Origin of the sequence: Pedobacter psychrotolerans (assembly GCF_004340665.1) — a bacterium.
Classification (GTDB): Bacteria; Bacteroidota; Bacteroidia; order Sphingobacteriales; family Sphingobacteriaceae; genus Pedobacter; species Pedobacter psychrotolerans.
The window spans coordinates 130317-142996 of sequence record NZ_SLWO01000003.1; the positions used below are offsets into that span (position 1 = coordinate 130317).

At 37.0% G+C, this 12680-nt stretch carries 12 protein-coding genes; all 12 read right to left on the bottom strand.

Features of this window, described 5'->3' with window-relative positions; all coding sequences use genetic code 11:
- Positions 1 to 2 precede the first annotated feature (2 nt).
- The gene (locus EV200_RS07985) at positions 3 to 488 is read right to left on the bottom strand and encodes a DUF4280 domain-containing protein (protein WP_132530936.1); all 486 of its coding nucleotides are present in this window, start codon (positions 486 to 488) and stop codon (positions 3 to 5) included.
- A gap of 18 nt (positions 489 to 506) precedes the next feature.
- Positions 507 to 1490, bottom strand: a complete 984-nt coding sequence (locus EV200_RS07990; protein ID WP_132530938.1) for a hypothetical protein — start codon at positions 1488 to 1490, stop codon at positions 507 to 509.
- A gap of 11 nt (positions 1491 to 1501) precedes the next feature.
- Complete coding sequence (locus EV200_RS07995; RefSeq protein ID WP_132530940.1) at positions 1502 to 2875, bottom strand: T6SS phospholipase effector Tle1-like catalytic domain-containing protein; 1374 nt, start codon at positions 2873 to 2875, stop codon at positions 1502 to 1504.
- A 1-nt stretch (position 2876) separates the two neighbouring features.
- Entirely contained in the window at positions 2877 to 3842 is a 966-nt protein-coding gene (locus EV200_RS08000) for a DUF2931 family protein (RefSeq protein ID WP_229676806.1), read from the bottom strand.
- 71 nt (positions 3843 to 3913) lie between these two features.
- On the bottom strand, positions 3914 to 4087 hold the full coding sequence (locus EV200_RS21740; protein WP_165877891.1) for a hypothetical protein: 174 nt from the start codon (positions 4085 to 4087) through the stop codon (positions 3914 to 3916).
- Positions 4088 to 4089: 2 nt separating this feature from the next.
- Positions 4090 to 5928: a type VI secretion system Vgr family protein gene (locus EV200_RS08005; protein ID WP_132530944.1), complete on the bottom strand. Its 1839-nt coding sequence runs from the start codon at positions 5926 to 5928 to the stop codon at positions 4090 to 4092.
- 315 nt (positions 5929 to 6243) lie between these two features.
- Positions 6244 to 6639: a type VI secretion system tube protein TssD gene (tssD, locus tag EV200_RS08010; protein WP_029281980.1), complete on the bottom strand. Its 396-nt coding sequence runs from the start codon at positions 6637 to 6639 to the stop codon at positions 6244 to 6246.
- A gap of 123 nt (positions 6640 to 6762) precedes the next feature.
- Positions 6763 to 7158, bottom strand: a complete 396-nt coding sequence (gene tssD / locus EV200_RS08015; RefSeq protein ID WP_132530946.1) for a type VI secretion system tube protein TssD — start codon at positions 7156 to 7158, stop codon at positions 6763 to 6765.
- A gap of 303 nt (positions 7159 to 7461) precedes the next feature.
- A complete protein-coding gene (locus EV200_RS08020; protein ID WP_132530948.1) occupies positions 7462 to 8034 on the bottom strand; it encodes an NAD(P)H-dependent oxidoreductase in 573 nt (190 codons plus the stop codon).
- 208 nt (positions 8035 to 8242) lie between these two features.
- Positions 8243 to 9637, bottom strand: a complete 1395-nt coding sequence (locus tag EV200_RS08025) for a DUF5458 family protein (protein WP_132530950.1) — start codon at positions 9635 to 9637, stop codon at positions 8243 to 8245.
- 19 nt (positions 9638 to 9656) lie between these two features.
- The gene (locus EV200_RS08030) at positions 9657 to 10103 is read right to left on the bottom strand and encodes a hypothetical protein (protein WP_132530952.1); all 447 of its coding nucleotides are present in this window, start codon (positions 10101 to 10103) and stop codon (positions 9657 to 9659) included.
- Between the two features lie 55 nt (positions 10104 to 10158).
- Entirely contained in the window at positions 10159 to 12675 is a 2517-nt protein-coding gene (locus EV200_RS08035) for an ATP-dependent Clp protease ATP-binding subunit (RefSeq protein ID WP_132530954.1), read from the bottom strand.
- Positions 12676 to 12680 lie beyond the last annotated feature (5 nt).

Below are 12680 nucleotides of genomic sequence, written 5' to 3' on the forward strand. Positions count from 1 at the left end.
GACTATTCAGCGTTTAAAAATTCGTATAAACCGGCCTTATCCAGCTCCTTCATATTCACCAATGGATTAATCTGGGATTGTTGTTCCTCATCAGCATTATCGATATTCTGCTGCGAAGGCTGCCCTTTCTGCCCGGTTTTGGCAAAAAATATACAGGGCGAACCGCTAATGGTGCAAACACCTTTGCTATCTTCTACCAAAACCTGTCCACTGTTAATTAATACCATGTCTTTATACATGGCCTTCCATTCAGTTAGTGCAGGCACACAGGGTTTAAAACCACCTGGGGTTGGCTGAAGTTTACATTGTCCAAAGGTGTTTTTTTCAAAAGTCATCCCGATATCTACATGAGAGGCAATTAATTTTTGTGCACCATCTTTATCATTCACATAATGCTTTTGTTGTGTGAGTACTTTAAGCTTATCGGTTGTGGTACCAAACTGGCATTGGCAGGTGGCACCTTGTACAATGATTTCTTTCTGTGACATTTCTCTCCTGTTTTTACATTAACCTAATAAGCTCGCCCAAAATCCTTTTTTCTTTTTACTAGCAACGTTATCTGCTTCTATTTGAATCAATGCTTCCTGATCTGTTTTTGGAATGCTATTTTCAATTTCGTAGGCAGAGAATACAATACGTTTCGCACTCATTTCTTCGCCGTTTTCTTTTTTATACAAATTCCAATCAACACGGGCATGTTTAAGCAAACCTCCATTCTGATCTAAATCAAAGGCGGCATTTAATTTCATTTTTAAAGCCCCTTTTTGCTCCATCTGTATTTTTTGCTCTTCAGTAAGCTCACTTTCTGAAAAAAAATTCACTTTGAATGTTCCATAATCGGTGTAGTTGGGTTCAACAGACTGAATACCTTCGAAAGCCACGTTTTTATAAGCGATAACGGGAAAAAATAATGTGCTTTGCCGGGATAATGAACCATCATATTTTAGGTATTGGGGATGAAAAAATACATTCCAGAACATATCTGCCTTTAGTGCATATTCGAGCTCAAACCTATCCGATATCTTTTTCTCCATCTTTTCTAAATATAGCTCCGCATATCTACCTTCATATTTATCAGAGATTTTTTCGGCTACCTGTTTCCAGCGGTTTAGGATTTCTCCGTGATTAACAATCCCTCTAAATATTTCGTTCCTGGAATTCACATCAACCTTTAGGGGATATATTGCACCCATGCCCATGTTGGCCAGTTGTTCACCAACAAAATCAGGCTCATGCCTGTCTATAAAAAGGTCCGTTTTATCAAAGCATAACTGCCAAACTTTATTTTCATCTCTAAATTGGTTCACTTTGAGGTGGATCTGGTAATCTAATCTTTTTGCCACTTCTGTTTTTCCATCGTTATAGTATTTAATGGTAATGCCATAATTCCTTGTAGAACGGGGTTTGGGTGCAAAATCAATCGCATGGTCGATATTGAGCTTAATTTTGTCCTGAGCTGCAGAATTTGAAAGGCTACTTACTTTTTCCATAACCGAACGTATTAATAAGTAACCCTTTTGCCATCAGCATTTGGCGTCATAGGCTGTATGATGCCGTAAGAACTTTTTCTATCTGCCGACCAATGCAAATACTGGTTTCTCAATTTGCGCAGGTCTTCCTGCTGTTGCCGCTGCCCGGGATCCTTGGGTAATTCTGCAGAAAAAACATATTGTGATCCATTAGCCATTACATAATCTCTAAGCCTAGCTTTGACCTTAAGTAGCAAAGGATTGCCATTGATGGTGTATTTTGTTTCAGTTTTACTTTTAGCAAGCGGCAAACCATGATTCTGACTATGCTCTGCCATATACTGTAAGGGGATATAACTGTATTCTTTGTAAATAAACCTTCTTCCCTCAAGGGCCCAGTACATATTGCCACCAGTAACTTTCAATTGATCTTCCTTATACCAGGCTTCTTTTATAAGTTTTGCTTTAAAGGTATCAAGATTGCCTTTAAGGGTCCACGAGGTAGCCAATTCGGATACTACTTCCGTATCTGTTTCGTAACTTCCTCCAATATCACTGTGTACACCCGGAAAAACCCGTTCCCTCCCAACATTTGTATGTGTTAAAGAAAAATTCTTACGGTGCTCATTTTCAGCTATAAAATGGACAACATTTTGCGCACGACCAATCTGATTGAGGTGTAATTCTTCAACATCGTTGAAATTAGGAGATGCACTAAAATATTTTGAGTACGACGATACGGTATCAAAAATGCCCAAAAACCTAACCTTAATTTGGTTAGGAGCTATTTTAAGTCCCGCAGCGCTAAACATTTCGCCTAAACGGCCGCAGGCTGGCATTACTTCTAAACTTGTTGCTTCCCCATCCGAATCATATCTCGATACGATTCCTGTATGTGGGTCTGCAGTCATCCTAGACCGGTATTCATTTTTACTGATCTCATAAACAAAATTTCTTGCTGCCGCAGCCCCCCGACTAAAACCAAATACGTCGAAAGTAATACTTCTTAATTTCTTTTTTCCGCTGCTCTTTATCGCACTTTTCAGTTTATCTGTAAAAATTTTTTCACATGCCTTTCTCACTTTTCCCCTTATTCCTGTGCTTCCGGTACCGAAGGCATAACCCATTTGACTATCTTTTTGCCCATCTTCAGTACCAATACCCTCTAAATAAATACTTTTACTCTTATCGTAAATATCCCAAAGTCTGGCAACGTTCGACCAATCGTTCTGATAACTGCTATCGCTATCTGTTCCGTTACGCTGGTAGGTAGGTGTATTGGCTCTACGCTCTTCAGAGTTATTCATATTGTTTTTTGTTCCATCAAAAAACACACCTACAAAAAGATCTAAATACTCTACTTTATCGTTTGGCGGTACATAACTGCCCAATTTAACGCTCGTCATACTAATCCACTTTACTGATATCGATTTTCGCCCTGTTGAGCTGAATTTCTTCTGTACTATTTTTTAGCGATATTTTTGCTCCTTTCCCGTCAGCATTTAGCGATACAACGAGGTCTATCTCACCGGATTTTCCGAGTTTCTCAAAAGCAGCGATTGTTTCCTTTTCGTCAAAAGGTTTTATTTCAAGCCCATATTTTGTTCCGTTTTCCTTTTTCCAAACCAAAGTGATGTATTTCGGTACGGCCCTGGAAACGTATGGATTAGCTGTAAGATCTTCTCCAAACCGATTTTCTTCTTCACCGTTAAGGAAGTTGTAATAGCATAATATCAACTGATCTCCAACGGGTAAATGAACTTCTGGATGCCAAGGATATTTTTTGCGGTAAAGTTCATAAACAGCTGGATCTGGCATGCCTTCAGCTTTAATGCGTTCTAAAATTTCCGGCTTCATAATCATTTTATCTTCCAGTGTAAGTGTGATAAAATTCGGCTCCAGCATGTACTTTGCATTGGGATAAGCCTGTTCTTTTGAAATAGTTATTTCATTGGCCTCAAAAGCACCCACTTCCGTCTGGAAACCTGGGCCGCTAAGCCAGACCACTACCTTACCTTTTGGCGCCAGGCCAATTTTGATCAACGTGTAGTTATCTTTTTTATTGGTCATGTTATCCTTAAATCCGTCATGGAATAACTGGGCAATGCGGGCCTTATCTAATTTCCATTTACCGGTATAAAATTTCTTTTCCATTAGCGATAGCCAGGTAAAACTTAACGAATCCGGTGCTTCCATTTGTTTGGTCGTTACGCTCATCACGCCGCCGTCGTTTCCCCATCCAGTATTCTGCGTTCCCCAGATGGCATCAAAACTATAGGTAAAATCGTTAGCAATTAAAGCACCCTTGTATACTTCCATCGGATACTCTTCCGGAGCCGAGACTGTTCCCGTCCACTCAAATTTTTCTTCCATTTTTTGCCCTTTGCAACTTATTATAGCTAACATCGTTAGGATAAGCAATAAGTATTTGTTTATTTTTAAACTCATGTTTTGTTACCGCTTGAAACAATTTTTTTGTTGCTGGCGAGTGATAAATTTTGAGCAGTAGCTTCCACATTCATTATCTGCGCAATCTTTTCCAATTTAACGCCAACACGCAATTCGTATTTTTGGATAACCTCAATACTGATATTTTTTGCCTGCTTTATAATTGCCATACTTAGAAAAGATTAGATTTTTCTGCGCTGTTAAGCTCTACAATTTTACCGCTTTGCATAGTCATGTTTTCTTTTGCACTGAACATGCTTATTTCGCTTGCTATTTCGTTTGAAGTATCAGCTGTTCTTTTAAAATCTTTCGTAGCAAGCTCTGTTCTATTGTTTGAAGTTTCTGATACATCGCCAACTGCACTTAAGGAATAGTTATTTCCGGCGGTTGTTGCGATATCTTTGCCAGCATTTGTGGATTGATTTTGACCTACCTGAACATCCATATTCTCCCCTACGTTAATCTGCATATTCTTGCAATTCAGCGTCATGTTTTCTAAAGCTGTTATGGTAATATTATTCCCTTTGGTATCAATGTGGATAATGTTTTGGTGGATATCTGTAATCTTAATCCCCTGTGTATTGGCATCATCATCAAACTCTACCAAATGGCCACTTCTGGTGATGATACTTTTTAAGTGGTTTTTAATCAGCGGGCTGCTATCTACACTCGAGCTGTGGTAAACACTACCCATCACCACTGGCCGGGCGATATTTCCTTCTTCAAAGGCAATCATTACCTGATCATCAATTTCCGGAATGGCAAAGTAACCGCGGTTATTTCCACGTTCACCAACACCAGCACTTGGTGTAACCACGCGCAACCATTCGGTTACATCATTGGTTAAACATTCCCATTTAAATTTAACTTTAATCCGTCCTTGTCCTTTTGGGTCATTGTTATCAATCACATCTGCCAATTGCATATCTGGCTGTGGCTTATGGAAGTTTTTAACTAAAAGGCGTTCAGTTGTAGAGATTTTTCCCTCAAAAGTATTGTGGTATTTTCCATTTTCATTAATATGGTGATTAATGCTGGTGATCAAGAATTTACCCAAACTCTCTGAAACAAATTCCAGTTCTTTACGGAGGCTCATGGTGATTTCAGCTATACATCCAATGCTTAATTCTGCATTATCACCTTTAGCGGTAATCTTTAAAAGTTCACTGGTATTGGCCTTCTCTTCGTTTTCGACGAGGTTTTTAATATCATTCCCATTATCTACCCTAATTAATGATGGTTGATTAAAAGTTTTGCTATAAGTAAGGTTTGAAGCTTTAATGGCATGAGATAAATCGGGTGTACCATCTACTCTTCCCGTACTCTCGCCCTGAAGCATCTCATTCTGACCCGGATTATAGGAGAAGCGTTTATTTTTTATCGGCCCAATTTCCATTGCATATTGCATTTCCTGCACATCTCTTCCATAAAATAAAGAGACTTCATGCTGCACATTTGGCTTTCCAAAATTCAGTTGTTTACCATCATAGAAAAACCACTCATGGTATTCTGCCGAAAGCCGGTTAAGAAACTCAAAGTCGCTTTCTTTATATTGAATGATGTAATCAATTGATGAACTTCTGGCCGCATTGGCTACCACTTTTAAATCATTGGCGGGCGTATCTTTGGTGGCCAGTTTTACAATATCATTTAAATCTTTATCCAAGTAAGAACCCAGATCCGGACCCCTGTCAATTAGAATAGTAGGACTATAACCACTTACGATTAAAACGCCATGATAACCATGACTTTGAGAAAGTTCAACTTTGGATACCAGGCCTAGAAAATTTTGCATTCCTTCCTGTGAGTGCCCGAAAGAAGCAGTAAGGGTTTTGCCCACAAAATCACGACTGTCATCTAATGTGATCAGGCCGGGAGCGCCCATGTGATCATGATTAAAACGAAGCTCAAAATGATGATGATCATTAAAAGCCTGTTTTAAGCTGAAAGATGCGAAATGTGTAATTTCTTTTCCTTCTATATTTATTTCTGCAATGAGTTTCTTTTCCATATTGACGATAAATCAGTGGATCAACAATTACTTGAAACTTATTCAGAAAGGCATGCGGTGTTCATAATGAACAAAATCAATTCACGTACCGTGCTTGGTTTAAATAAGTGTTGACTTATACTAATTGTGCTCAATTATAAACATTCAAAAACTTTAGTATGTTAAATTCACAATAACATAAAAAAACTTAATTACACCATAATGAGGTATTTTATGATGTCTAGTAGATGAGCGTGTTCGATTTAAATAAAATCTGATATACAAAAGCGATTGGAATTCACCAATCGCTTTTACTCTTTTATATTGAAATACGAATTAAGCCTTAGGCCAATCGTTTTCGTGTTCTGCGTTACCTAATTTCAGTTTTCTAGCTGATACTACGAAAGTAAGTGTCATTGGTGTATTGTCGTTTACCGCAATACCTTCGCTATATTGAACAATGTAACCATCTTCGAAAGTTAGTTCTTTCATTTTAGCATCTTCTTCGCCTTTTTTGAAAGTAATGGTTCCTGACTGTGGTTTATATTGATTATTCACCATTGATTCAATTACTGAAGTATCTTCGGTAGATTCAATTTCAATATTAATAGTTCCACCATATACACCTGATGAAGGACGACCTTTTGCGTCTACATCTCTGTTTAATGAAAAGCTGCACTGTAATACATCAAATTCCTTTGAACCTAATGTTAATCTGGTTTTAAATGCCATGGTAATAATTTTTTAAATGTTTTTGGAAATTAATGGTTAGATGGATAAGGTGTTTAGCTGGTAATTGAATATTTGATGATGCAACATTCTAACTATACTAAACCCTAAACAATATAACCTCTTCTAAACTTTAGGCCAATCGTTTAAATGCTCTGCGTTACCAAGTTTCAGCTTTCTAGCTGAGATCTGGAATTTAAGTGTCATAGGATGATCGCCAACAATGTTGATTCCTTCGGAATACTTAACAATGTAGCCATCTTCAAAATCAACTTCTTTCATTTTAGCATCTTCTTCAGTTTTTTTGATCAGAAGTGTTCCTGTAATAGGTTTGTACTGGTTGTTTACCATCGCTTCGATAATTGAGGTGTCTTCAGTTGACTCGATCTCAATATCGATGGTTCCGCCATAAACTCCGGAAGAAGGTCTTCCTTTAGCATCTACATCACGGTTTAAGGCATAGGCGCAATGAAGTACATCGTACTCCTTGCCCGAAAAATTCAATCTAGCTTTGAAAGCCATAGGGTCTAAATTTAATGGTTAAGATTTGTTAATGTAGCTTAAGCTACGTTATCAAACCACACCCAAATATCAAGCCAGCAATAAGTTAAATTTTGGATTAGGATGAAAAGATTTAATAATAAAATTGCAAAAATGTTACATAAATCCCTTTCTTAAATACATCAGCACAGATTTATTTAATCACAAAAATTACAAAAAAATAATTTATTTCCGGTACGAACTTATCATTTGACTTACAAAAGTGTAGTTATTTTCCACAACATGTAGCACTTTAGGGCATACTCATATTGTAAATGGCTCGTGTTAGATTAACTGAGATCCGAATTTCTCCATTTTTGCAACCCATTTTTGACTATAATGGTTTTCTAAAGAATGTAATTCACCGATAGTATTGGTTAATACAGGACTCATTTTGCACTTTTCAAATACCGCTTTTTTGATGGATAGATAGGTTGTTTTCTTATTTGCTTTCCATTCTTTAAAAGTTGCTTCGTCTAAAATAGATACAATTCTTGCTGAACGGCCATTAAAGTTATTGTTGATATTTTGATGCTGCGCCATAAAAATCTGATCTGGCATAAATAGGCGATCAAAAAAGCCTTTGATTTTTGCCGGGATATGGTCTACGTAAACAGGACAAAAAAGAACCACATGATTACTCTGTCTGATCGCATTTAAAGCCTTTTGTAAATCAGGTTCAAGTTCAGCAATCTGCCTGTTATTAAAAAGCTTATTGGAATTAAAGATCAGATCAATAATGGCAATTTCCCTGATTGTTGCACCAGCACTTTCAGCACCTTTTTTATAGGCATTGATCAAAAAATCTGTGGATACCGTCTTCTCTATATCCCCATTCAGGATAAGTACTTGCTTCATTTATATATTGATATTTAGCTTTCGAGGCGGTAGATGTTACAAAACTATAAAGATTTTGTTAACCTATTGCATTAAAAACAAAAAAACCTGATCAGATTGATCAGGTTTCCATCTTAATTAAGAATATATTTCAAACATAAAGTTAAAACTGATTAATATTAGTTAGAATACCCTTAATATTATATCAGTATAGCTTTATATAAATGCTTTATTGTTGTTGATTATATTCAGATGCCCAGGTAGTACTTTCATCTTCACCTTTATGTCCATCTAATTTTACTACGAAGCTCTTCGCAGGAAAATATGGTGTAATGTGAATATCCAAATGGATTCTGTCTTTTTGTTGCTCATCGCGTTCAAAACGCATAATTTTAAACCTTTCAATTAATCGATCAGCACCTTGAATACCATCTAAAAACTTCACAATCTGACCACGTAAATCTTGTTCAGTTTTCGAAGTCCAGTTTTCAAATGCTCTTCTGTTTAAGAAATCGAACAACACTTTAGTAATGTAATCGAATACCCTTACAACAGAATAGGTTTGTAAACCGATGTTATCACCATTAAACAAAGTTTTAGCAGAGAATGCCATTACTTTTCCATATTCATTAACCATTGGCACTAATCCTACTCTTTCCAAATGTGAAATTTCACTTTTCTTCAAGTCGAATTTAACACCATCTACTTCATTAATGGCACCATGTTTTTTACCTGCAGTAACCTGAGACATTAAAGTATAGTACATTTTTCCCGCTAAGGCAGCAGAACCCGGAACTGTTAAATCATCTTCCTCACCAACTTCGGCAACTTTACCTCTACCTACCAACCAGTTACAAGTCATGATTACATTTGAACGGAATGCATCAGCGCCAGTGAAATTTGCAGCAGTGAATAAATCCAAAACATCATCAGGTTGATCTAAATCGGCAAAATCGGTTACCAGCATGGCTTTGTTGCTGTGTGCAATTTTACCCCAACGCTCTAGTACTTTATTTGATCCCATATAACCGGGAACAACCATTAATGAATAATTTTTTCGTAAATCTAAACGATCGTAATTTTGCTTTAATTCATCATCAACATAATCGATAAAACGTGGATTATCTAAATCCTTAATCTGATCCATGGATGCATTAAGCAACACTACATTTTTAAGTTTATCAGCTTCTGTATTTTTATAAAATAAGTGTACAGATCTGTAGGCTTGTTCCAGTTCTCTTGAACTTTCTAAAGCTGTACCAATATTTTTATTCAAATTTTCTTCTGCAGCGTTTAATTTTTCAGTGCTTTTTTCTACCATATCTGCAACAGAAGTAGAAGATTCAAGTACATCGATCCAAAGCTGAATTTTCTTTTTCAGTTCTTCACGTTCTTTTCTTTTCTCGTCTCCTGTTAAAAAGATTTGCTTTCTTGCTTTTCTTTCAGGGTTTAAATTCTGTAAGCCATCAACAGTAGTTTCCAACAAATCAAAACCGCCTACTCTGGCCAGTTTTTCTAAGTTATCTTTAAGTGATGTTTTCTCTGCGGTCTTACCCTCTGCTGGTCTGAAGCCTGCTTCCTGGGATATATTTTGGTCTGCGTTTAATTCTTGAGGATTTGACATGTTTTCTTAGCGTTTTAGATTATTTATTTTGCTCCAGTTCATCTACAAAATTTTTCAAAGCATTAATGAAAGCATTTTTAGTTTCTTCATCATCAAGGGTAGCTTTTAAGGTTTTGTTTGATTTTAATTGTTTGATCACATTGAGAGACATTTCCCTTTCAATGTTCACATTGGTAAGGTAGTTACTTTGGTTAATGATATTTTTCACACCAAAATCGCTCATATCATTAAAGTTGATCGTTTCACCAACGGTTGATCCGTCTTGCTTTTCAAAAGCCACTTTAACATTAGGCTTATAGTGATCAAATACTTCTTTAACCGTTTTTAAACCTTCAACCTTTTCAGGCTTGATAGGCTCGTTATCCGTTAATTTCTGTACAAAAAGTGTTTTATTAAAGGCAATTTCTGCGAATGCTTCTGATGTATCGATTTTCCGTTCGTTTCCACCAATTTCATAGTTAAACATAGTATGTTGTTTTAGGTTTAAGGTTCAATTTTATAAAGATATAGTAATTAACATTTTAACTCAATTTTTGTTCCAATATTGATGCTTCAGGCTGAATTATATTCCACTCCAACTGATCTTCTTCCGGATGTTTACTCACAACGATCTTTGAGCCTTTTTTAAGTTCACCGGAAATGATGTATTTTGAAATTGGGCGACGTAAAAGATTTCTAATAACCGCTGATAGCTGTCTGGCACCATATTTAGGTGTAAAACCATCTAAGGCAATCATTTTCTTAGCATCTTCTGCAATTTCAAATTCGATGCCCATTTTATTCAGTGATTGAATAAGGCTATTGAGTTGGATCTCAAAAATACGTACCACATTGCTTTCATTAATTGGGGCAAAAGGCACAATTTCTGAAATTCTGGCTAAAAACTCCGGGCGGAAATGGCCAGCCATTACTTCCATCAGCTGATTTGAAGCAGGAATAACGCCTTTACCGATTTGCTCCGCAATCCATTCGCTGCCAATGTTTGAAGTAAACAAGATAAGTGAATTGCTAAAATCTCCCTCCTTGCCCAATCGATCATGCATATGGCCTTCATCTAAGATCTGTAAAAACGTATCAAAAACGGAAGGATGTGCCTTTTCAATCTCATCAAATAACAATACTGAATACGGCTGTTGTCTGATTTTATTTACCAGCAAACCACCTTCTTCATAACCAACATATCCCGGAGGCGCTCCATATAATAAGGCGGCACTATGTTCTTCCTTAAATTCAGACATATCAAACCTGATCATCGCCTTTTCATCATTAAACAAAAATTCGGCTATTGATTTAGCAAGTTCAGTTTTACCTGTTCCCGTTGGCCCCAATAAAAAGAATGATCCGATGGGCTGTCCTTTTTTATTTAACCCACTTCTGGATTCCAATATGGCATTTGAAACTGCTTTAAGTGCCTGATCTTGTCCCACCACACGTTTTTTAAGGTATTGCTCCATATTCAGCAATTTTTCCTTTTCTCCAGCTTGTAGTTTACCCATTGGGATACCCGTTTTATAAGCTACAATTGAAGCAATATCCTGTTTAGTGATCCGGTCGCTTTTTTCTGCAGCGTATTTCTTTAATTCCTGAAGACTGCTATTGATATATCCCTGATATTCTTCAGCTGTTTCAAAAGCGTCTGTTTGAGTTTCATCGGTTAAGCGACCTAATAAAACAGGACTTAATTTATTCTGAAGCAATGAAAATAGCCATTTATAATCTGCAAACTGATCCGCTTCCGATTTTTCTTCATCAGCATTTAGCGCTTCTAAATCTGCTTCTAAACTGGTGATGACCTGATCGGAGGTATCATTCATCATCTTCATGGCAGCCATGGTTCTATCCAGCAAATCAAATGCAGAATCAGGCAACCTTCTATCTTTCATATAACGCTTGGCCAACCGAACACATTCTCCTAAGGCATCAGGTTCGATACTTAAGTTATGATGCTCTTCATATTTTACCGCCAGTTTCTGCAACATTTTGATGGTACTTTCTTCATTTGGTTCATTCACCTGAAGAACTTCAAAACGTCTGCTAAAAGCTTGCTCTGGTTCAATAATTTTACGGTATTCATCAATCGTTGTAGCACCAATTACCGTAATTTCTCCACGGGCCAATTCTGGTTTTAATAAATTGCCAATTCCGGCACCCAATGGGCCTTTGCTATCTAATAAAGTATGAATTTCATCAATGAAGAGTACTGCTTTTTCAAACTGTTTTACCTCTTTAATGATGTTTTTTAACCTATCTTCTATTTCTCCTTTGTATGATGCTCCAGCAATAAGGGATCCCAAATCAAGCTCAAAAAGCTGAACCGGTTTTAAACTATCTGGCACATTCTGATTGACGATATCGATCGCAAATCCATCAACTAATGCTGTTTTACCTACCCCTGCATCTCCTGTAAGAATCACATTGGGTTTGGTTCTGCGGCAAAGAATCTCCATCATCATCCGGGTTTCCTTATCTCTACCAATGATTGGGTCAGTTTTAGCATCCCGAACCATTTGTAACCGATCTATGCAGTACTTATACAAAGCATTACCTGTACTTTTATTTTCAGCTCCTGCAGCGGTTTTATCCGGAGAAACTACTCTTGAAATTTCCTCGTCTTTTACGTAAAGATCTAAGATCTCACGCTCTTTAATCGGAAATGATTTTAATTGATCTGGCTGAAAACCAATCCCAGGCTTTGCCAATGCGGTTAATACACAAACTGGTGTGATTAAATCCAGCCCTAGCTTAATGCGTACATTATCTGCCTCTTCAAAAATTACTGCAATTTCTGGTGCACCACTAACGGTATCGCTAAGACCTGCAGATTTTGCAAGCTCTTCAATCCGAACTTCTGCCCATTCGCTGATATATTCTTCATCCTTCCCTATTGAAGTAATAAAAGATCTTAAACCAACATCTTTATGCATTAAACCTTTGAGCAGATGCGCAGCGGTAAATACTTCATTTCTGTACTCTTTCGCCAGCGACTGTGCAATGTGCAAGGCTGTTTTTACTGACTCGCTTAAATTTGTAATTGCCATATCCC

Excerpts from the sequence above, each read along its gene's own strand:
- EV200_RS07985 (WP_132530936.1), bottom strand. The coding sequence starts at position 488 with ATGTCACAGAAAGAAATCATTGTACAAGGTGCCACCTGCCAATGCCAG.
- EV200_RS07990 (WP_132530938.1), bottom strand. The coding sequence starts at position 1,490 with ATGGAAAAAGTAAGTAGCCTTTCAAATTCTGCAGCTCAGGACAAAATT.
- EV200_RS07995 (WP_132530940.1), bottom strand. The coding sequence starts at position 2,875 with ATGACGAGCGTTAAATTGGGCAGTTATGTACCGCCAAACGATAAAGTA.
- EV200_RS08000 (WP_229676806.1), bottom strand. The coding sequence starts at position 3,842 with ATGGAAGAAAAATTTGAGTGGACGGGAACAGTCTCGGCTCCGGAAGAG.
- EV200_RS21740 (WP_165877891.1), bottom strand. The coding sequence starts at position 4,087 with ATGGCAATTATAAAGCAGGCAAAAAATATCAGTATTGAGGTTATCCAA.
- EV200_RS08005 (WP_132530944.1), bottom strand. The coding sequence starts at position 5,928 with ATGGAAAAGAAACTCATTGCAGAAATAAATATAGAAGGAAAAGAAATT.
- tssD (WP_029281980.1), bottom strand. The coding sequence starts at position 6,639 with ATGGCATTTAAAACCAGATTAACATTAGGTTCAAAGGAATTTGATGTA.
- tssD (WP_132530946.1), bottom strand. The coding sequence starts at position 7,158 with ATGGCTTTCAAAGCTAGATTGAATTTTTCGGGCAAGGAGTACGATGTA.
- EV200_RS08020 (WP_132530948.1), bottom strand. The coding sequence starts at position 8,034 with ATGAAGCAAGTACTTATCCTGAATGGGGATATAGAGAAGACGGTATCC.
- EV200_RS08025 (WP_132530950.1), bottom strand. The coding sequence starts at position 9,637 with ATGTCAAATCCTCAAGAATTAAACGCAGACCAAAATATATCCCAGGAA.
- EV200_RS08030 (WP_132530952.1), bottom strand. The coding sequence starts at position 10,103 with ATGTTTAACTATGAAATTGGTGGAAACGAACGGAAAATCGATACATCA.
- EV200_RS08035 (WP_132530954.1), bottom strand. The coding sequence starts at position 12,675 with ATGGCAATTACAAATTTAAGCGAGTCAGTAAAAACAGCCTTGCACATT.